The following is a 20,036-nucleotide window of genomic DNA, read 5'->3' on the forward strand; positions in this document are numbered from 1 at the left end:
AGTCGATCCGCTCGCGTCCCACCCGCTTACTCAGCACGCTCTCGCCGGTTTCCAACAGCGGAGGTTTGCTCACTGCGCCTCGATTGAAACGTCGCCTCTAGCGGAAAATGATCGGATGAAGTTCTTGGCCCGCGCCGCACCGACACTAACCGCCAGTGGGCGCCCGAATAGACATGATCAATCGGAAGAAAAGGCGTGAGCGCAGGCAGCCTCAACCGCGTCCACTCCTGAGCGGGCCAGGTAGGCAACGCGCGCGTATGCCGCTGCAGTTCACTCGCGCCATCAAAGCGGCGAAGCGTGAATGACCACGGCGTTGAATTGAAGTCGCCTGCCAGAATGACGGAGGCTTGGTCACTGCCTATCACGTCAAGGAGTGCGTCTAATTCGCGTTGCTGTCTGCCAGGCGGATTAGGGCGCGCGACGTGCGCCGCGATCAGGCGAAGCTGCGCGCCGTCAATGTCAAAATCGCCAGCAGTCGCGCGAAGGCCGGTTTGGGTTTGTACGGAAAGAGCCTCACGTTTAGCGAAGATGATGGTATTGCATGCGCGCCCGTCCTCACAGCGGATTACTGTCGGATAGGTGGCGCGCAGGCGTCGAAACGACGCTTGCCCCTCGTCGTGCATTTCCGACACCAAAAGGAAGTCCGCTTCGCTCGTTTCTAGATAATGCAGCACGTCTTCAGAAGGCCGCGAGCCCAGCCATGTGTTAAGCCATACGATACGCACCGTTCGTTCCGCGGTTGGGGTCGCCGCCAAAGGCGCATTTGTGCGCATGAATTCAGGAGCGATGATCACCGCTTGAGCGAGTGTGGCGATCGCGCAGTAGACAGCCCAACCGCGAGAACCCGCCAACCAACAGGCCAACACTCCGGCTAGACTGACGGCGAGCCAAATGGGCGCGAAGTGATTCAGTCCGTCTAAAAAAGGCGATATGGCTCCACCCCAGGCGGCAAGCGCAAGCAACAGCGTAGCTCGCCCTAGAACCGCTGGACCGTTGGTACGCACGACCGCAATAATCGAACCGATCATCACTCGCCACCTTAAGGCTGATGCCCATGCTCTATCTGGTTTGAAGGCGGGTCTACCGAGCGTCATATTGTCTCCGAGATTGCGAAACGCAAACAAACCGGTGAACCGCACCGGATTTGCCGGAGGCTCCCTTTCTTGAGAAGGTGGAGCAATGAGCAAGTCCAAGACAAGACCGAACTATTCGCCGGAGGTGCGTGAGCGCGCCGTCCGAAAGGAGCATAGTTCGAAATGGGCGGCGATTGAATCGATCGCGGCCAAGATCGGTTGCGTGCCGCAGACGCTACATGACTGAGTTCGCCGAGCGGGACCAGGGTCTACGCCCGGGCCTCACGACCGACGAGTGCGAGCGCATGAAAGCGCGGAGCGGCAAAACCGCGAGCTGCGCCAGGCCAATGAAATCCTGAAGAAGGCGTCGGCGTATTTTGCCCTGGCGGAGCTCGATGATCGCCTTCATCGACGAGAACCGAGATAGCCGCGACAATAAACAGCAAGAAAGCCCGCGCCGCCTTCCGCGATACGCCGCCAGCGCCCGTCCCAAATCTGCGGCCGCCCCATCGAAGAAGAGAAAGATCGACTGCCCTTCGGCAGGCGATTGATACCAAGCAACAATGCTTTCGCCGTCCTCCGTCGCGATGCGCACAGCCGTCTCAGCGAAGTTCGTCGCGACAAGTTCGGTGTGCGGGGCGGCTTCTTGTGTAGCCGCCCGCTCACTGGGCGCCTCGCAGTATCAAGGCGGCGGCAATGTTGGAAGCGGCGTGATGGCGTTCGCATCAAGGACGTCGCAAATGATCTGGCGCAGCTCGGCAGGCTCCCGGCGCGATAAGTAGAGTCCCCCAACAATCCATACCGACCAGAACGCACTTGAGAGGATCAATTGCGCGACAATGACAACCCAACCGACACTCGCGAATTGCCAGATGATACTCGCTGCAAACAGCACATGAAACGCGATCATGATGCGAGACAGATAGGCGCGACAACGCACCGACGTACCATCAACCTCACTCTGGAGGTGCATATAGAGATGGTTGCGCCACGAATTGAATCCATAGCGCACGGAAAGCGTCGCATGGCCGCCAATCGGCCATCCAGAGATGTTGTCTTTCAGCCTACGCCGGCATTTCTCCAATGGGTGTGGCGAGCGCAAGACAACGAGTTGCAATCCCTAGAGCCCCTTCACGATCTCGTCCGTCATCTTCTTTGCGTCGCCGAACAGCATCATCGTGTTGTCGCGGAAGAAGAGTTCGTTTTCGACGCCGGCATAGCCTGAGCCCATGCCGCGCTTGATGAAGAGCACGGTCTTGGCCTTTTCCACGTCGAGGATCGGCATGCCGAAAATCGGCGATTGCGGATCGGTTTTCGCCGACGGATTGGTCACGTCGTTGGCGCCGATCACGTAAGCGACGTCGGCTTGGCTGAACTCGTTGTTGATGTCTTCGAGTTCGAACACTTCATCGTACGGCACGTTGGCTTCGGCCAAGAGCACGTTCATGTGGCCCGGCATGCGGCCGGCGACCGGGTGAATGGCGTATTTCACCTCCACGCCTTCCTTCTTCAGCATATCGGCCAATTCGCGCACGCTGTGCTGCGCTTGCGCCACCGCCATGCCGTAACCCGGCACGATGATCACCTTGGATGCGTTCTTCATGATGAAAGCCGCATCGTCGGCGCTGCCCTGTTTCACCGGGCGCGTTTCAACGTGTCCCGCCGCAGCGCCGCCATCGGCCGTGCCGAAGCCGCCGAGGATGACGCTGATGAAGCTGCGGTTCATGCCTTTGCACATGATGTAGCTGAGGATGGCGCCCGATGAACCGACCAGAGCGCCGGTGATGATGAGCGCCACGTTCTCCAACGTGAAGCCAAGCGCTGCAGCCGCCCAACCAGAATACGAATTAAGCATCGAGACGACGACAGGCATGTCGGCGCCGCCGATCGGGATGATGAGCAGCACACCAATCAGCAGGGAGAGGCCAACGATGGCCCAATAGTGCCATTCGGTGCGGCCCCCATCCTGAATCGTCAGAACCACCAGCGCGACGATGGCGATGGCAATGGCGATGTTGATCAGATGGCGCGCGGGCAGCATGATCGGCGCGCCGCTCATATTGCCGTTGAGCTTCGCGAACGCGATAACCGAACCGGTGAAGGTGATGGCGCCGATCGCGGTGCCGAGCGCGAGCTCGATGAGCGAACTCATTTTGATGCCGCCGTCCGCCGTGGCGATGTGGAAGCTGTCCGGCGCATAGAAAGCCGCCGCGGCCACCGCGACGGCCGCCAGGCCCACGAGCGAGTGGAACGCCGCCACGAGTTGCGGCATCTCCGTCATCTTGATCGAGCGCGCGATCAAAGCGCCGATGCCGCCGCCAATCACAATGGCGCCGCCGATGATCAGCATCGTCGTCGTATCGAGATCGACCAAGAGCAGCGTCGTGACGACGGCGATCGCCATGCCGAGCATGCCGAAATTGTTGCCCTGACGGCTCGTCTCGGGGCTCGAAAGCCCACGCAGCGCGAGAATGAAAAGCACCCCGGAAACGAGATACAGGAGTGCGGCGAGATCAGCGTTCATTTCAGCCCCATGTCATCCAGGACGCCGCCAGCGCGACCAGCCCGAAATTAAAGTCGCCGCAGGTGCGGCGAAGAAAACCACAGCGGCCAGCCATGTCGGCCAGTCGCGTAATTCGGTTGCGGCGAGGAACGCCAGCAAATTGCCGACGATCGGCACGAAAGCGAGGAAGAAGCCGACGACCGCCGAAGGCCACGCGCTCCAGCCGAAGCTGTGCTGAATCCAATCGCTCACGAAGGTGATCTGCAGAATACACAGCGCCACCCACACGAGCGCGATCAGGCAGCCAATCCCGGCGCAGCCACGCACCTGGATCTGCATCCGCCGCATCTCTTCGCGCGCCCGCGTGCGATCGAAGGTCTGCGGCGTGACGCTTGGCTCGTCAGCGAGATTGTAAAGCGCACGCTGCACGGCTTGTCGGAGCTCGTCTTCGTTGACGATGCCCTCCTCACGCACATCGGCGACTTCCGCTTCAAACGCCTCGACCGTCGCCTGCATCCCGGCAATCGCGCCGGGGACACGGCCATCGCTGGCGCGCCACGCGTCGATAAAGCGACGCATGAAGGCCTCGGCGGACAGGCGTCCGTCGAGATACGCTTCAAGCAGGGCGCGCCAATCAGCGGAGGTCATCGCGCATCTCTCATGGTGATCGAGAATGCGCGATCGGGGTTAGCGTGCAGCCGTTGAATTTCGACGACGCCGTTTGCCTGCGGCTTGAAGCGGAACACCGCACCCGCCCAATTGCAGACTTCGGGCTCGATGATTTCGCAGTCTTGTTCGAGCGTGCCGATATCGCGGTCCGTTTCCAGCCGCAGCCTAGGCGTGTCACCGCTCATGCGCACGAACACCACGCGCGCCGGAAAGCTGGGCGCCTCGTTTACATTCAGGCGCGTGTAGTTGATTGCGCCGCGCTGACCGATGAGCGCATAGACGTGCCGCGGAAACGCGCGCGCGTCCCGATTATAAGATTCAGCGACATAGGCGCCGTCAAAAATGCCGTCGTCGTTGAAGTCGCGGAAGCATTGGACCGCACGCACGTGGTCGTTGGATAGGTCAAACGGCACGCAATAGGCCGCACCGCGCAGCAATTGATAGCCGTACAGCACCGTTCCCGCTTGCGCTGCAAGCGCACTTGGCCGCACACGCGCCGGCACGTCCCTCTCCAGCCGCACGGCGTCATGGATGATCAGCGTCTCAACCCAGGTCTCATCACCGGGCCGCACGATGCGTGGTTCAATTGCGCCATCCCAGGGTGCGTAGCTCATACCCACCGAGCCCGCTTCGCGCGTCAGCACGCGCTGCGCACTCGCCATTGTCGGCGCGAACGCCACGAGCAACGCCGTCACGACGGCGCAAAGCGTCGACGCGATAGCGAGAGGTCGTGCGAGCGCCGATCGGCGCATCACTTTTTTTCCTTCTTCTTGTACATCGCCAGCATGCGCTGGGTGACAAGGAAGCCGCCGAAGATGTTCACCGCGGCAAGCGCTGCCGCGAGGCCGCCGGCGCCTTTGGCGATCCAGCCGCCGTCCGCTTGCGCGCTTGCGGCAGCGGCGATCAGCGCGCCGACAATGATCACCGACGAAATCGCGTTGGTGACGGCCATCAGCGGCGTGTGCAGCGCCGGCGTCACCGACCACACGACGTAATAACCAACGAAAATCGCCAGCACGAAAATGGCCAGATAGAAAACGAATGGATCGACCATGCTTACCCTCTCCCAAACCGCGCGCGACACGTGTTCGCCGCAGCCTCCCGCGCTTCGCGCGGTTGTTCAGCCCAATAGGCGCGCGCAGCACTCGCCGCATAGCGGCCCGTCATGCCTTGCACGCCCTCTTCTCGATTCATCGCCTCGATGATGCCGCCCAACACATCGGCCCATTCGCCGCTTGCGCCGCGCGGATAAGCAAGCACGTCAATGCCCGCGTGTGCGGCGACGGCCCCCGCGCAATTCGTCAAATCCTGCGCGAAGCTCGCCGCGCCATCCTGCGCTTTGACGGGGCTCGCGAACACCAAAGCGCCCAACAAGGCCGCTGAAGCGAGCTTGCGTCCGTTTCCGGCCATGGCGCTTCCTCCTGCTCTTTGTTGTTATGCAGTCTCGTAGGTGGCGTCGGCGCGGATGACCAAGCCGAGCAAATCCATTTCGTGGGTTTCCGCCGCGCGTTCTCCGCGGTGGTTGCGATAGATGAGCGTGTGTCCGCGCGCGCCAATCATCAGCGCTTCCGGCGTGAAGGTCAGTGCCGGCGCCCGATCCAGCGCGCGTTCGAAATACGCACGCAACATTGGCTTGCCGTGCACCACGCCGTCCGGCGAAAAACCAAGCGCTGCGATGTACGGCGACGAGAATTCGATGTCGTCCGCATAGAGCGCGAGGATCGCTTCGAGATCGCGCGCGTTCCAAGCAGCGTAGTACCGCTCCGCGAACTCGGAATCATTCATGCCGCGCTCGCTGGCGCAAAGTGCGGATGAACGAGCGCGCCGCCCTTCGACAGCATCGCGCCTTTGATGATCTCGTCGTCCCACGCCGGGGCGAACGTCTTGCTCTCTTTGTCCGCGAGCAGCGGCAGAAGCGCGAGGAAGTTCTTGGCGTAAAGCGCCGAGGAATCCGCCGGCAGACGCGCCGGCAGATTGGTGAAGCCCATGATCTTCACACCGTTCACTTCGACCAGTTCGTCTGGCTTCGAGAGCGGGCAATTGCCGCCTTGCGCCACCGCGAGATCGATGATCACCGAACCCGGACGCATGGATTTCGCCATCGCCTCGGTGACGAGCACCGGCGCCGGGCGACCAGGGATCAAAGCCGTGGTGATGACGATGTCCTGCTTGGCGATGTGCTGTGCGACGAGTTCAGCCTGCTTGGCCTGATATTCCGCGCTCATTGCTTTCGCGTAGCCCGCGGCGGTTTCGGCCTGCTTGAATTCTTCATCTTCGACCGCGACGAATTTCGCGCCGAGCGAAGCGACCTGTTCTTTCGTCGCCGGACGCACGTCCGTCGCGCTGACAACGCCGCCCAAACGGCGCGCCGTTGCGATCGCCTGCAAACCAGCAACGCCAACGCCCATGATGAACGTCTTCGCCGCAGCTACCGTGCCGGCGGCGGTCATCATCATCGGCATGGCGCGACCGTAGAGTGCGGCGGCCTCGATCATGGCGCGATAGCCGGCAAGGTTTGCTTGCGAACTTAGCGCGTCCATCGATTGCGCGCGGCTGATGCGCGGAATGAATTCCATCGCCAGCGCATCGATCTTGGCTTTCGCCAAAGCTTCAACCACGCCGCGATCGCCGTAAGGCTCAAGCAGCGAGACGAAACCCGCGCCCGCCTTCATAGCGCCGATTTCGGCATCGGTCGGACGTCGCACTTTCACGACAAGGTCGGCGCTGCCGATTCCGCCATCGGCGACGATTTCCGCGCCTGCGGCTTTGAACTGATCGTCCGGCGCGCTGGCGGCGACACCGGCGCCGGTTTGCACCGTGACGCTGTGGCCGAGGCCTACGATCTTCTTCACCGTTTCCGGCGTGGCTGCGACGCGCGTTTCTCCGGCCGCGCTTTCCTTGAGAAAGGCGATCTTCAACGGATCAACCCATCAAACCGGCAAGCGCCGGAACAATAAGACCGCCAACGCCGAGGAGCACAAAGAGCGCGATCTGTACGGCCCAATAGACACCAGACATGCGGAAGAAGAGGCCAAGCGCGACGCCGATGCCGACGAATGCAAACAAGCCCGGCCACCAACCCATGTTGATGGCGAACGCTAGCGTCAGCAGCGCTACCGATTGGGCGATAAGGCCGCAGCCCCAAATGGACGCGACCAAAAAGCCATGAAACGTGTCGCGCTGGTCGTGGATGTCCATCTCACCGCGCGCGTGGCCGCCTGCCGCCATTTCCAACATCTCCTCGCAGAACCTTTGACCGGCGGGTGTAAACCGCGCCGCAGGCGGTCACAATAGCCCCGTCCCCTGCGCAAATCAGCGCGACCGATCGGTCACGGAAAGGAATTCAACGGCCTCGCCCTCGAACCGCGCGGCGGTCAGGACGCCGGTGGCGTAGGCCCCGGTATCAATTCCGACACGGCGTTCGTCCGCGAATGGCGCATCGGCCGGCGTGTGCCCATGCACGACGCGATGCGAAAAGCGGCGCTTGCTGTTGAGGAAGCGCTCGCGGATCCAGAGCAGGTCGCCGTCCTTTTGCTTGGCCAACGATCGGCCGGCCCTCACCCCAGCATGGACGAACGCGTAGCCGCCAAATTCGGCATAGCGCTCAAGCCCTTGCAGAAAGCTGAGATGTTCAGGCGGGAGCGCCGCCTTTAATGCGGCGGCGGCGGCCTCACACTCGTCGGCCGTGGCGTGCATCGGGGATGGCGGGGCGATGCCGTAGGATTGGAGCGTGTCCGTACCGCCATGCACCAGCCAGCCGCGATGAGAAAGCGGCGACTCCAAAAAGCCGAGCATCGCCCGTTCGTGATTGCCAAGCAGAAAGTGGCGTTCATAGGTATGGGGCCGGCGGCTGATCAGCAGGTCGAGCACGCGGGCGCTGTCCGGGCCGCGGTCCACGTAATCGCCCAGGAACACCAGGACCGGCGCCCCGCCCTCGCGCACCTCCTGCTCGGCGCGCGCCTCGAACAGATTGAGTAATTTGGCGAGCAAATCGGCGCGGCCGTGGATGTCGCCCACGGCGAAGCCCACCCGTCCGTCAGGGAAGAGCGCGGGTTTGGCGCGCTCGAATAACCCGAAAAAGCCCATGCCTGTGCTTATGCAAGGACCGGGGCACTGACAAACGCTGAGGTCAGATCGCGCCCGGGTCGCGCTTCACCACGAGCAGCGCGGTGCGGCCAAGGATTTTCAAGTCAGCCCAGAGCGACCAGGTTCGCGTGTACTCAACGTCGAAGCCAGTGCGGGCGATAACCTTATCGACCGTCTCCGTCGGGCCACGGCAGCCGGACACTTGCGCCAAGCCGGTGATGCCGGGTCGGGCGGCGAAGCGCTGCGGGTACGTGGCGTCGATTTCGGCAAACGAACGATCGTGCTCCAACGCGTGCGGGCGCGGACCGACGATCGACATATCGCCCTTAAGCACGTTGAAGAGTTGCGGCAGCTCGTCCCAGCTCATACGGCGCAGGAAACGACCAAGCGGCGTGATCCGGTCATCGCCAGCTTGGACTTGCTTCACATCCTTGCCGTTCTCGGCGCAAATCATCGTGCGGAACTTGTAAATTTGAAACGGCCTGCCGTCGAAGCCGCCGCGCTGCTGCTTAAATACGGCGTCCGCGCCGTTGCGCTCCATGCGCACCACCAACCAAATAGCGGCCAGCAGCGGCGCGAGGATAATGATCCCTACACCTGCGGCGCAGATATCGAACGCCCGCTTCAGCGCGCCACCGACGGGTTCCGTGCGCGCCAGACGCGAGCGGCGACGCCAGAGCTCCGGATCGGTTTCGATGATGACCGCGCTCGCCAACGTGTCAGTTTCGTTGACAGTCTCGGCGGTCGCGCGAACAGCACTCCGCTGCCGACTGGGCGTCCCCACGCCTGCGCTCACTTGATCCAGCATCCGAATTCCCCACCGCAGCAGACTTGTCATCGCTTCTGAGACACGCCGAGCGGATTTGCATTACCACAACGAAATCTTTGCACGTAATGCAAGCCAACAATTGTGTTTGGAGGCCTGTTTTTCGCTATTTTCGTGCGGCTCGCTAAATCCGCCACAGCTTTGAAGCGCGGTCTTGGTTTCGTGCCTTTCGATAGCAGAGACGCGCGTATTCTGCGCGCGCCAGCGCTCCGAAAACTGTGGATCAAGCGCGACATTTTCGCGTCACGCTTCGTAGTACGAACCCATGTGATAAGCGTAGCCCGGCACGCGCGTGTCGACGTTGTTCAAGATCATGCCCAGCACGTTGTCGCGCGTCGTCGACAATTGCTGCAGCGTCGCGCGGATTGCATGCACCGGCGTCTTTTCCCAACGTGCGACGATCACGGTTGAATCCGCAAGGGAGGCGATAACGCGCGTTTCCGCGACCGCCAGCACCGGTGCGCAATCCAGCAAGATCAGATCGTAATGGTTACGCAATTCCGCGAGCAAATTGGCGAACTCGCCGGAACCAAACACGTCGTCCGGAATGAAGCGTGACTCGCGCAGCGGCAGAACGTGCATGCCGCTCGGCTCGTCGAGGAACACGACATTGCGCCAGTCCGCCTCACCATTGAGGACCTGAAGCAGACCGTCTTGCGGCTCGAAATGCAGCACTTCCTTCAGCGAGCGGCGACGCAAATCGCAATCGATGATGAGAACTTTTTGTTGCGACAAAGCTGAAGCCCGAGCCAAGCAAAGCGCGACGGTGGTCTTGCCTTCGTTCGGCAACGCCGACGTGACCGCGACAACTTGGTTCTTCGTGTTGGTGTTCCCGTACACGATCGACGTACGCGCCACACGCAGGCTCTCGGTGAACGCCGACATCTGGCGTTCAACGAGATAGCCCGCGGGATGCTGCGCACTCTCCGGCAACGAGGCCAAATCCTTGCGGCGCAATTTCGGCACGGATGAGAGTACGGCGACGCCGAGCTTCTGTTCCACTTCGTCGGCGGTGCGGAAGCCTTCATCGAGCGCTTCAGCAAGCACACCCACCGCCAAGCCGAGAGCCAAGCCAGCGGCGATCGAAACGAGCAGCGCCAAACGCAGGCTCGGCGAGCTTTTACGTGTTGGGATCGTCGCCGCCGACACAAGCTGCGTCGTCGTCGTACGAATGTTCCCTTGATCGCTGATCTCGTGGAAACGCTGCAGGAAGCTTTCATAAACGGTACGCGCAGCCGCCGCTTCGCGCTCAAGTTCGCGCAAGCGGACCATTGAGTCCGAATTGCCCGCGAGTTGCCCGCGCACGTCACCCAGATTGCCCTGCAACGTGGCGACGCGGGCGCGCGCGATTTCAACTTCGTTGCGCATACCGGCGGCAACGCGCTGCGCCTCCGCATTGATCTGGTTGCGGATGTCCTCGCGCTCGGCGCGCACGTTTTGAACCGTCGGATGCAACTCGCCGTAACGGGATTCCGCGTCGGCCTGACGACGCGCGATATCCGCTTCACGGGCGCGCAATTGCGCAATCACTTGCGAGTTCAGCACGCCGGCGATCGAATCGACGCTGCCGCCGCTTTGGATCACCTGCTGCAATTGGCGGTATTGCGCTTCCTTTTCGGCCAGATCGGCGCGCGCTTGCAGCACGCTGCCTTGGATCTCTGTGGTTTGTTGTTCAGTGAACAGCACGCCTTGCGTCGAGAGCAGGCCGGTATCGGCGCGATAGCGTTCAGCTTCGGCTTCCTTGCGCTGCACGTCGTCACGCAATTCCGCGAGACGTTGCGACAGCCACGAATTGGCGCGCTCGGCCGTCTGGAAACGGCTTTCGAGTTGGTAGGCGAGATAAAGTTCCGCCAAACTGTTGGCCACGTCGGCCGACAATTGCGGGTTCTCCGTTTCGGCGGTGATGCTCACCGTGTAGCTCGCGCCGAGACGTTGCACGCGAATTGCGCCCGAAACAGAATTGATCACGGACTGGCGGCGCTGGGCGATTTCCAACGGATCGGTGGTGGTGTCGGTCCCAGCCGGCGGCGTCGCCAAGCCGAGTGAATCCACCAAGCGCCCCATCATCATCGGCGAGGTCAGCACTTCGATGTGCGATTCAACGATGGCCGAGGCCGGCAGCATGTCGTTGCCGGTGACCATCTGGTCCTGAGACAGAACGCGGTCCTGGCCCGGATTGATCAGGAGGATGGACGAGGCAGCGTATTTCGGCGGCTGCATCATCTGCGCAACAAAGGCGATCGAGGCTATGACGCCGGCGACGGCGCCGATCAGCATCCAACGGCGCACCAAGAAGGCAAGAACCCATTTGATCAGGGACATGCCCTGCCCGCCGCCTTTCGGCTCGGGGGCCGAAACGGTCTCCAGTTCATCGACTGGCTGGCGGATGGCTATCAAATTCATTCTATGCACCCAGAAAGCCGCGAGACGTCCCTCACAGCGATTGCTTTGGCCGACGGCCCATCCTCCAAAGCAAATTCCCGGCCACAACCTCGCGTGACAGGGGACCGAGCCGGGTTACTCTGCTGATCAGGCGTCCATCCCGCCTCAACCGCCTCCGCCCGGACACGAACGCCAGCCGCACGCCTGCGACTGCTAGGGGCATTCCTCCATTTTGAGCCGTCGCCCGCCACCGCGCCCCGCGATGGCTAACGCCGGTTAGCCCTGACGATAGCCAGGGCCGCCTTCACCACCGACGGGAGCGCCCGTGCCAAAGAAGGCCGGTTCGTTCACGGGCGGCTGCGGCGCTTCAGGCGCCTTTGCTTGTTGCGCCACGCCGCGCGAACGGCCAAGCGCGACATCAATCGATGCGCAGCCGTGCGCGCGCGCCGAAACTTGCTCCACTGCGGCCGCGGCGATCTCATGATCGACGCCCGAGGTCGCGTTAATGATCTTAACCATAGCCTCGTCTTCGCTCGGGCATTCCTCGCCCAGCAACGCATGTTCAAGCGCTGCAGCCAACTCGCCCTGCGAAGGCTGGATCATGGCCACTTCAAGCGTGGAGCCGATTTCGGTCATGTAGGTCGCATTGGGGTGCGCCAAATTGGGATTGGCGGCTTGCGTCGGCGCTGTGCGATGCGGATCAGCCAGAGGCTGCGCAGCAAACCACGCCGAAGCCGCAATGCCGGTCGCAAGCACGCCCACAAACGCAATCCTGCGCATGACACCCACCTCATTGGTTGCCAAATCCTTAAGGCTAGAGGTGGAGTCACTCAAGACAATTCGCCTAAAAAATCAGAACAAACGCTCGCCGATGCGAACAGTGTCACCTGGCTGCACGGGTGTGGTCGTGGTCAACGGATAGACCCGCTCCTGGTCTTCCCAAGCATGCTTGATGAACACGCGACGGCGATCGGCGCGATAGGTGAAGCCTTGGGCTGTCGCAACGGCGTTATAGACCGTCAAATTCGCCGAATAGGGGTAAGTGCCCGGCGTGCGTACCTCTCCCAGGATAAAAAACGGTCGGTACGTCAGCACTTCGACTGCGACGTTGGGTTGGCGGACGAAGCCCTGCTCGAGGGCTGTACGAATGGCGGTGGTCAACTCAGCGATGGTCTTGTCCCGCGCTTGGACATTGCCGATCAGCGGGAAAGCAATCTCGCCCTGCGGATTAATCAGATATTGGCCGGTGAGTTCAGCCTCGCCGAACACCGTGATGCGGAGCTGGTCGCCCGAACCCAGACGATATTCGCTGACCTCGACGCCGGAATCCCCTGTCGGGATCGTCGAAGCACAAGCGCTGGCCCCGCCCGAAAGCAGGCCGAACAAGAACAGGCGACGCGTGCCATCCAGAGCCATTCCAATACTCCTGAAGCGCCGAAACGGCCCAAGCCGCCGGCTGCTGGGGCTTATACAAGCAAGTGCGACGCCACCGGGAGGGCCAAGCGCGGTTTTCCACGCCTTACGCATGGCCAGGTGCTTGCATGCACCCCAACAAGGATGTGTCTGGAGCTTTGAATGACGGCGCGAACGTCCCATGACGTGATCGGTCGGCTTGGCGCCATGGTGGCGCTCGGCTTGATCACGGCCGGCTTGTGCCTGGGCGGCGCGCAATCGGCGGCGAACGCGGCGCTGTTGGCTGTCCTGCTCTCGGCCGCGCTGATCCTGGTCGCCGCCAACGCACGCGCTGAAGCGCTGATCGCGCTCGTCAATCGGTACTGGCTGCCGATCCTCGCCGCCGTTTGCTTCATCACCTACACAACCGCCACAGCCTGGATCGCCACTGACGACTTCGCACCGCTCCGCGACTACTGGCACCCCTTCTGGCGCCAATTCGGTTTTGACCATGGCGCCATCTCGATCTCGCCCTATCGCACGCTTGAAGGCGTCGCTGCGCTATTCGCGCCGCTGGCCGCCTTCGCGCTCGGCGCACTCACCATTCACACGCGCGAGGATCGCCGCGTGCTTTCCACGCTTGTGCTCATCTTCGCGGCGCTCTTCGGCGTGCTCTCGCTCTATTGGCTGCTCACCGGCGTCGATACGCGCCTCGAAGCCCAATTCGGCAGCGCCAACGCCGCCGCCACAACATTGGGCGTTTTCGCACTGCTTTTGGCGGCGCGGCTTGTACGCGCAACGCGCAAGCCCAGCGATTACGTGCTCGCGCAGCCGGCGCAATTGCGTCCGCTGTTGTTGCCGCTCACCGCGCCGTTCACCTTCGTGGTGCTGGCGCTGACGCTCGCTTGTTTGGTGCTGACGGGATCACGCGCCGGGATTCTGGCGACGGCCGCGGCGTTTGTGATTTTTGGCGTGCTCGTCTGGGCGCCCTGGCGCCGCACAGCCGGGGCCGCCCAGCTTTCACGCGGCGCGATCTTTGCCGTGGCGATCCTCGCTGTCGTGCTGATCGTCTCCGGCGGCCAGATGTTGTTTTCGCGGCTCTTGCAGGTCGGAGCGGACGCCGGCGTGCGGGCCACCTTGCTTGAGATGCATTGGCAGATCTTCCTGCAACGCCCGCTGCTCGGCCACGGGCTGAACACCTTCCACGAACTCAACGCCCACTATCTCACCATCGCCACGTGGCGCGACGCCGGCGACGTGGGCTCTGTGCACAACATCTATGTGCAAGCCCTCGAAGAAGTGGGGATCATTGGCTTTGTGCTGCTGAGTTTGATGCTGGCGCCCACAATGCTGCGCGCGGGCATTTCAGCCGCCACCAAGAGCTCTGGCTCGGAATGGGCGGGCGCCGCCTTCGCCGCAGCGACGCTCGCGCTCATTCATGGTGTCGTCGATTTCGGGCTGCAGACGCCAGCGATCGCGGCATTGATCATGTTCTGCTTGGGTGCGTTCGCGAACGGCGCCGCTAAGCGCAACGGCTCAAAAGATCAGCGAAATTAGGCCGAAAATGCCCGCCCACAGGAGCAAGCTCACGCCAATGGCCGCCAACACCGACACATATACCGGCACGCCGCGTGCGGGTTCGCGCGTCTGCACCGCTGGCGGCGGGACAATGGCCTCAAGGGGCGAGCGTTGAGTGCGCGTCATGATCATAAGAACGAACGCTACAATTCAGGCAAAACATTAACAGCACGGTTCCAAATGCAGTTTCCAACTCGTTACCGCGACAACAGTTCCACGAGTCGCCCATGACCTCGTCGCGAAAATACAGCGCCGGTGGGTCATCTAACGAAAATGACATCCTCCAAGCACGCCCAGCCGGTCCGCGCCGTCGCCGCGTGATGTCAGCTTCAGTGCTGGCGAAAGCCTATGGCCGCGTGCTGCGCGCCGTCTTCTGCGTTGCAGCATTAGGCATGGCCGCCGGCGGCGCCCTGGTGTTCGAAGCCGCCTATTCGACAAACACCGCGCTCGCCGCAGCGCACAGCGCACTCGCACAAGACGAAGGCCCAGCCCGCACGTCGGCGCTTTTGCTTGCGGCCAATTCGATCGAGAGCAATTGGGCGCGCCCCGGCGGATGGCACGCTGGCGCGCAAGAAGCCGTCTCGTGGACCTACGCTGCGCTCGCCGCACAAATGCCTGAGAACACCGACTTCCGCGACCGCGCTGTTCTCAATGCAGAACGCACGCTATCGCGCGCGCCGATCCAGCCTGCCCCGTGGGCGCGTCTTGCCGCCTACGATCTCGCCGGCCAACGCAACGGCCTCTGCGACGCCGAAGATTGCTTGGCCTATTCGTGGCGCGCACAAGAAATGGCGCCGCTCGCCACCTATTGCGCCCGCCTGCAAATGGGCCATCAACTCGGCCTCGTCGGCGGCGCTGAAGACCCCCGCCTGCTCGCGCTGACGCGCGTGCCGGTGACGCCGGAAGCGTTGCGCGCGTGTATGGATTATCTGCCGGCGGACGCCGTGTACCAGGTGCTCTTGGTGCAGCAATGGCAATCGGCCGAACGTCTGCGCCGCGCACACGAGGCTGGAATCTCGCCCTACACCCGGCCATACGAGTGAGATCATGCTTGGGCTGATCAAAAAGATCTCACCGATCCAACAATTGGCCCGCCGCGCGCCACCTTATTATCAAACCGCGCGCGCTTTCTTGCGACGCTATGAAACGCTGAGCGTGGACGCCCGCGCCGAAGAAGATCGCAAACTCGAAGCCGCCCTCGTCGCCGCCGCACGAGGCGCACCGACCTATGCCGATCTCGCTGCGCTTTCGGCTGCACCCTTGCTCACAAAGGCTGAAGTCCGCGCCAACCCCGCGCACTATCGCGCCAAGACTTTGCTTCCCGTCTCCAGCGGCCGCACCTCCGGCACCTCGGGCGCTTCACTCGAAGTGGCGCGCTCGGTTTCGTTGGTGATGTTCGAACAGGCTGTGATCGATTGGCTCGTTGCCAGGGCCGGCTTGAGCTTCGCAACGGCCAAAGTCGCGGTGCTGCGCGCCGATACGATCAAGCCGCCGGAAGATCGCGCGCCGCCGTTCTGGAAGATCAGCGCCGATCGCCGCATCGCCACGCTCTCCGCGCACCATTTGGACGACGAGACGTTCCCGGCCTACGCCGACTTGCTCGAAGCCTTCGCGCCGGACGTGCTCTACGCCTACCCGTCGATGGCGGTCGCACTCGCGACGCTCTCCGCCCGCGCCAAGCGACCGCTGCGCTTCAAGCTGGTGCTGACATCGTCGGAAGAATTGCCGCCGCAAGCGCGCGCGAAGCTGGCGGAGGTGTTTGGCGCGCAAGTGATCGATTATTACGGCCAGGCCGAGCGCGTGGCGTTCGCCTATTCCACAGAGCCCGGCCAGTACTTCTTCCACGCCGGCTACGGCAAAGTCGAACTCCAGCGCGATGCCGCCGGCGCCGTTGAGATCGTCGGTTCGAACTATCACAACCGCGCGCAATTCCTCCTGCGATATCGCACGGGCGACCAGATCGTGCTGGGCGCCAGCGACGATCTCGAGGCGATCGCACGCGGCGAAGCTTCGTTCGCCGGCGTGAGCGGCCGTGCGAGCGATGTTGTGTATGGGCCTAGCGGCGAAGTGTTCCTTGGCCTCAACCACATTCCGCGTCCATTCGATCAGATCGAAGGTCTGCAGATCGTGCAGACCGGCCCCGGCAAAGTGCGCATCCTCGTGCGCTCGGAACACGATCGCTGCGACGCGCTTGCCGCACAGATTCTAGCGACCGCGCGCACCAAGATCGGACCGATCGTGGATATCGATGTCGAGTTCGTTGACGCGTTCCGCAAATCTGCGGCAGGAAAGCAGCCCTTCGTCATTCACGAGTGGAAGCCGGCTGCGTGAGCACATCATCCAAGGGCGGACGCCTCGCATGGTACATGCGCCGCCTCGCCAGTATGTCGCCGCCGGAAGTCGCGCACCGCTTCATCGAGCGCGGCAAGCAATTCGCCGACAGCCGCACCAATTGGAATTGGGATCGCTTCAAGTTCGACGGCGCAATCGCGCCGCTTCCGGGCTTGCGCGTCGAAGATTGCACCAAGCATCTCACCGAAGCCGTCGAGCGCGATGCGCGTGCGACGTTGAACGGCGACATCTCCTTTCTCTCCGCGCAATGGCCGAAGCCAGGGGAGAGCAAATGGTGGCGCAGCGATGTGTGGTCGCTCGATCCAGCCTCCGGCAAGCATTGGCCAGGTCGTGGGCAGCGCGCGTCGAAGAGCGCCTATCGTCACGCGGAAGATTTCGGCGACGTCAAATTCGTTTGGGAAATCAATCGCCTTCAGTTCTTGATGCCGCTCGCGGTCGCGGCGCATCGCGACCAGGATCGCGTGCTCGCGGCCGAGATCGCGGACGTGCTCGATGGCTGGATGGAGTTCAACCCGCCCTATGACGGCGTGAATTGGACGAACGGCATCGAGTTCGCGACACGCGTGATCGTCGGGCTCTTCGTCAACACGTTGATCGCCGATATCGCGCCGCCAAGTTTCGCGCCACGCCTGCGCCAATTCTTGGCGGCACACGTGTGGATGCTCGCGCGCTATCCGTCACTCTTCTCGTCGGCAAACAATCACCGCATCGCCGAGCTTGCAGCGCTCTACATCGCCTACACGTGCGCATCCACGCTGCGCGGCGCATCGCGTCGTGCCCACGAAGCGCACGAACTTGAAAGCGAAGTCCTGAAGCAGTTCCACGCCGACGGTGTCGGCGCTGAGCAATCGCCGACCTACGCCGCGTACTCGCTCGAATGGTTCGCACTGGCGGCGATGTGCGGCGAAGCAAACGGCGATGCGCGTTCCAGCGCTTACAAAACGCGCCTCCGCGATGCCGCGCGCCATCTCCGCTGGATGATGGATGATGCCGGCCGCACGCCGGCGATTTGCGACGACGATGAAGGTCGCGTCGTAGCACTCGGCCCGAAGCACGATTATCTCTACCCTGGCGCGATCTGCGCAACGGTTTCACGCTGGCTCGGCGACGGCGAAAGCGCGCCACCGCCACAAGCGCCGACTCTGTTTGATGCGTTCACGTCAGCGCCCGCGCCAGCCTCCCTTGCGCCGAAAGGTCGGCGCACCTTCGCGGACGGCGGCTACAGCGTCTGGCGCATTCCCACCACGCACGGCGACGCGATGTTCGCGATCGATCACGGCCCGCTGGGCTTCCTCTCCATCGCCGCGCACGGCCACGCCGACGCGCTTGCGGTGTGGCTACACGTTGGCGACGAGCCGGTGATCATAGACGCCGGCACCTATCTCTACCACACGCGCAATCACGCTCGCGATCGCTTCCGCAGCACGCTTGCGCACAATACGCTCTGCCTCGATGGCCAAAACCAAAGCCGCATCGCTGGCCCCTTCAATTGGTCGCAGCACGCGAAAACCAAGCTTCGTTCGCCCGCACCGAACTTCAGCGCCGAACATGACGGCTATGTCGCCTCGCATGGCGTGAAGCACGTGCGGAGCGTGCAGGTTGACGGGGCGCGCATCACGATCAGGGACAGCCTCGAAGGCGCACTCCCAGCGCCGAAACCCTGGTCGACCGGCTACACGTTTCATCAAGACACCAAAATTGAGATGTTCGACGACCACGCGCTCGTCACAACGCCCAAAGGCGCACGGCTGCGGATCAGCGTGCAGCTTGCGAACGCCGGGAAAGCCGAACTTAACACTGTCGAAGTCTCACCCGGCTTCGGCAAACTCGCCAGCGCGCAACGCCTTGTCGCGCGCGGCGAAGCGGCAAACGCCGGCGCCGTGCTGACGACGATGATCGAAGTCCTCTAGCCCGCGTTCAGCCCCAACGCGCGCAGTGAGGGTTGATCGAAGCTCAGCACATCCTCTTCATCCACCAACGCCATGCCGCCGTCGCCGCGATAGGTCCAGACCGACCAACCAAAGCCTAAACGCTCCGCTTCGGCGCGCACGGCCCGAAGCCAGTGCGTACGGTGCCGCTCCTGTGCGCCTTGATATTGGCGATGGAAGCGCACCACGCCGAACTCGCCCAGTAGGATCGCGCCACGTGGAATGCCGTGCTGATCGGCCCAACGCGCCACATTGCCAAACGCTTGCGTGATCGTCGCTTCGCCGTGATCGTTTTCGAAATACTCACGCAATTCGTTGCGCGCCGTCTCGATCGCGCGCGCACGTTGATTGGCCGGCAGTACCGCATTGATGCGCTGTGTCGTCGCGCGCAATTCGTTGCGCAGCGAACTCTCGGACGCCGGCCACGGCAGATTGCTGATGTGGCTCGCATCATCGATCGCGCCCTGATGCGTGAAGGTGAGCGGCGCATAATAGTGGAACGTATAGATGATGCGCGGATCGTCCACCGGCTGGAGATTCACCAAGCCCAAGTGACCACCACCGAAGCCGCCCGATACGATCAGCGGCAAATCCGGCGCTTGCGCGCGCGCACTATTGACGAGACGCTGACTCATCTCCTGCCAGCGATGCGCCGCGCCAACGCCATAAGCCTGCGGCTCGTTCATCAATTCGAATGCAACCCCATCCAAATCCGCGATGACGCCCGCCACCTCGCCCACGATCTCGACATAGCGGCGAAACACCAACGCGCCCGCGCCGTCCCAGAGCCGCTCCGGCGTGTACATCGGATTGCGAGAGGTCGGATGTAGATCGACAATGACGTTCAAGCCGGCCGCACGAAACCGCGTCACCCGATCGCGTAGAATCCGCGCCAAATCAGCAGATCGCGCGCCTTCGCTCGCCATGAAGATATCCGGCCCAACCGTCAGCCGCACAAAGTCGAACCCGACGCGCCGCAGGTTCGCCATCTCTTCGTCGGAGCTTTGATAGTCGGCGCGCGTGAACGGCGGCCAGCGATAGCCGCTGCGATCGAACTCAGCCCAATTTAGCATGTGGTGCACGCCGATACCACGGCGCAGTGCAAGCGGATTTGTGCGCGCAATCTGCGCTGACGCAGGTTGCGAACAAGCAGCGGCGACGCCCAGCAAACCAAGCCCGGCGCCACGGCGCGTCATCGTCGAAGGGGAATAGGGCGCATCATCTGTCATCGTCCCACTCGTCTAGCA

The 20,036-nt window shown here is 62.6% G+C and carries 22 protein-coding genes and 1 pseudogene; 6 read left to right on the forward strand and 17 right to left on the reverse strand.

Going from position 1 to position 20,036, the window contains the following annotated elements; all coding sequences use genetic code 11:
• Positions 1 to 26 precede the first annotated feature (26 nt).
• On the reverse strand, positions 27 to 1,028 hold the full coding sequence (locus EPJ54_RS09035; protein ID WP_135211390.1) for an endonuclease/exonuclease/phosphatase family protein: 1,002 nt from the start codon (positions 1,026 to 1,028) through the stop codon (positions 27 to 29).
• Positions 1,029 to 1,179: 151 nt separating this feature from the next.
• Between EPJ54_RS09035 and EPJ54_RS09040 the strand changes: the two are divergent.
• A pseudogene (locus EPJ54_RS09040) lies at positions 1,180 to 1,469 on the forward strand (transposase); the annotation flags it as partial.
• Positions 1,469 to 1,624: a hypothetical protein gene (locus EPJ54_RS19820; RefSeq protein WP_167755655.1), complete on the forward strand. Its 156-nt coding sequence runs from the start codon at positions 1,469 to 1,471 to the stop codon at positions 1,622 to 1,624. The pseudogene EPJ54_RS09040 and the gene EPJ54_RS19820, both read left to right, overlap by 1 nt.
• A 131-nt stretch (positions 1,625 to 1,755) precedes the next feature.
• Here the strand turns inward: EPJ54_RS19820 and EPJ54_RS09045 are convergent, their stop codons facing one another.
• From EPJ54_RS09045 to EPJ54_RS09110, 14 genes are all read right to left on the reverse strand, one after another.
• Positions 1,756 to 2,190, reverse strand: a complete 435-nt coding sequence (locus tag EPJ54_RS09045; RefSeq protein WP_135211391.1) for a hypothetical protein — start codon at positions 2,188 to 2,190, stop codon at positions 1,756 to 1,758.
• Between the two features lie 3 nt (positions 2,191 to 2,193).
• Entirely contained in the window at positions 2,194 to 3,597 is a 1,404-nt protein-coding gene (locus EPJ54_RS09050) for an NAD(P)(+) transhydrogenase (Re/Si-specific) subunit beta (protein ID WP_135211392.1), read from the reverse strand.
• Between the two features lie 12 nt (positions 3,598 to 3,609).
• Positions 3,610 to 4,224, reverse strand: a complete 615-nt coding sequence (locus EPJ54_RS09055) for an anti-sigma factor (RefSeq protein ID WP_135211393.1) — start codon at positions 4,222 to 4,224, stop codon at positions 3,610 to 3,612.
• Positions 4,221 to 4,997, reverse strand: coding sequence for a hypothetical protein (locus EPJ54_RS09060; protein WP_135211394.1), 777 nt, complete (start codon positions 4,995 to 4,997; stop codon positions 4,221 to 4,223). The genes EPJ54_RS09055 and EPJ54_RS09060 overlap by 4 nt, the downstream gene beginning before the upstream one ends.
• Positions 4,997 to 5,299, reverse strand: a complete 303-nt coding sequence (locus EPJ54_RS09065) for a proton-translocating transhydrogenase family protein (protein ID WP_135211395.1) — start codon at positions 5,297 to 5,299, stop codon at positions 4,997 to 4,999. The genes EPJ54_RS09060 and EPJ54_RS09065 overlap by 1 nt, the downstream gene beginning before the upstream one ends.
• Before the next feature lie 2 nt (positions 5,300 to 5,301).
• Positions 5,302 to 5,655: a hypothetical protein gene (locus EPJ54_RS09070; protein WP_135211396.1), complete on the reverse strand. Its 354-nt coding sequence runs from the start codon at positions 5,653 to 5,655 to the stop codon at positions 5,302 to 5,304.
• 24 nt (positions 5,656 to 5,679) lie between these two features.
• A complete protein-coding gene (locus tag EPJ54_RS09075; protein WP_135211397.1) occupies positions 5,680 to 6,030 on the reverse strand; it encodes a nuclear transport factor 2 family protein in 351 nt (116 codons plus the stop codon).
• A complete protein-coding gene (locus tag EPJ54_RS09080) occupies positions 6,027 to 7,163 on the reverse strand; it encodes a Re/Si-specific NAD(P)(+) transhydrogenase subunit alpha (protein ID WP_135211398.1) in 1,137 nt (378 codons plus the stop codon). Before EPJ54_RS09080 ends, EPJ54_RS09075 begins: the two co-directional genes overlap by 4 nt.
• A 4-nt stretch (positions 7,164 to 7,167) precedes the next feature.
• A complete protein-coding gene (locus tag EPJ54_RS09085; protein WP_167755656.1) occupies positions 7,168 to 7,473 on the reverse strand; it encodes an aa3-type cytochrome c oxidase subunit IV in 306 nt (101 codons plus the stop codon).
• A gap of 84 nt (positions 7,474 to 7,557) precedes the next feature.
• The gene (locus EPJ54_RS09090; protein WP_135211400.1) at positions 7,558 to 8,331 is read right to left on the reverse strand and encodes a metallophosphoesterase; all 774 of its coding nucleotides are present in this window, start codon (positions 8,329 to 8,331) and stop codon (positions 7,558 to 7,560) included.
• A gap of 43 nt (positions 8,332 to 8,374) precedes the next feature.
• Entirely contained in the window at positions 8,375 to 9,139 is a 765-nt protein-coding gene (locus tag EPJ54_RS09095) for a sugar transferase (RefSeq protein WP_167755657.1), read from the reverse strand.
• Between the two features lie 261 nt (positions 9,140 to 9,400).
• Positions 9,401 to 11,560 (reverse strand): GumC family protein, encoded by a 2,160-nt coding sequence (locus tag EPJ54_RS09100; RefSeq protein ID WP_135211402.1) that lies wholly within the window; start codon positions 11,558 to 11,560, stop codon positions 9,401 to 9,403.
• A gap of 255 nt (positions 11,561 to 11,815) precedes the next feature.
• Positions 11,816 to 12,319: a hypothetical protein gene (locus EPJ54_RS09105; RefSeq protein ID WP_135211403.1), complete on the reverse strand. Its 504-nt coding sequence runs from the start codon at positions 12,317 to 12,319 to the stop codon at positions 11,816 to 11,818.
• 72 nt (positions 12,320 to 12,391) lie between these two features.
• On the reverse strand, positions 12,392 to 12,955 hold the full coding sequence (locus EPJ54_RS09110; protein WP_135211404.1) for a polysaccharide biosynthesis/export family protein: 564 nt from the start codon (positions 12,953 to 12,955) through the stop codon (positions 12,392 to 12,394).
• A 159-nt stretch (positions 12,956 to 13,114) separates the two neighbouring features.
• Here EPJ54_RS09110 and EPJ54_RS09115 point away from each other — a divergent pair, with 159 nt between their 5' ends.
• Positions 13,115 to 14,488 carry an O-antigen ligase family protein gene (locus EPJ54_RS09115; protein WP_135211405.1) on the forward strand — a complete coding sequence of 458 codons (1,374 nt, stop codon included), beginning with the start codon at positions 13,115 to 13,117 and terminating at the stop codon, positions 14,486 to 14,488.
• Here EPJ54_RS09115 and EPJ54_RS19825 read toward each other — a convergent pair.
• Positions 14,468 to 14,635 carry a hypothetical protein gene (locus EPJ54_RS19825; protein ID WP_167755658.1) on the reverse strand — a complete coding sequence of 56 codons (168 nt, stop codon included), beginning with the start codon at positions 14,633 to 14,635 and terminating at the stop codon, positions 14,468 to 14,470. The two genes, EPJ54_RS09115 and EPJ54_RS19825, sit on opposite strands and share 21 nt — an antisense overlap.
• A 101-nt stretch (positions 14,636 to 14,736) precedes the next feature.
• Between EPJ54_RS19825 and EPJ54_RS09120 the strand changes: the two genes are divergently transcribed.
• The 3 genes from EPJ54_RS09120 to EPJ54_RS09130 are packed head-to-tail and all read left to right on the forward strand — an operon-like array spanning position 14,737 to position 18,771.
• Positions 14,737 to 15,552 carry a hypothetical protein gene (locus tag EPJ54_RS09120; RefSeq protein ID WP_135211406.1) on the forward strand — a complete coding sequence of 272 codons (816 nt, stop codon included), beginning with the start codon at positions 14,737 to 14,739 and terminating at the stop codon, positions 15,550 to 15,552.
• 4 nt (positions 15,553 to 15,556) lie between these two features.
• Positions 15,557 to 16,840, forward strand: coding sequence for an AMP-binding protein (locus EPJ54_RS09125; RefSeq protein ID WP_135211407.1), 1,284 nt, complete (start codon positions 15,557 to 15,559; stop codon positions 16,838 to 16,840).
• A complete protein-coding gene (locus EPJ54_RS09130) occupies positions 16,837 to 18,771 on the forward strand; it encodes a heparinase II/III family protein (RefSeq protein WP_135211408.1) in 1,935 nt (644 codons plus the stop codon). The genes EPJ54_RS09125 and EPJ54_RS09130 overlap by 4 nt, the downstream gene beginning before the upstream one ends.
• Here EPJ54_RS09130 and EPJ54_RS09135 read toward each other — a convergent pair.
• A complete protein-coding gene (locus EPJ54_RS09135) occupies positions 18,768 to 20,018 on the reverse strand; it encodes a glycoside hydrolase family 5 protein (RefSeq protein WP_135211409.1) in 1,251 nt (416 codons plus the stop codon). The two genes, EPJ54_RS09130 and EPJ54_RS09135, sit on opposite strands and share 4 nt — an antisense overlap.
• Positions 20,019 to 20,036: the final 18 nt, after the last annotated feature.

It is taken from the genome of Vitreimonas flagellata, assembly GCF_004634425.1.
Taxonomy (GTDB): Bacteria; Pseudomonadota; Alphaproteobacteria; order Caulobacterales; family Aquidulcibacteraceae; genus Vitreimonas; species Vitreimonas flagellata.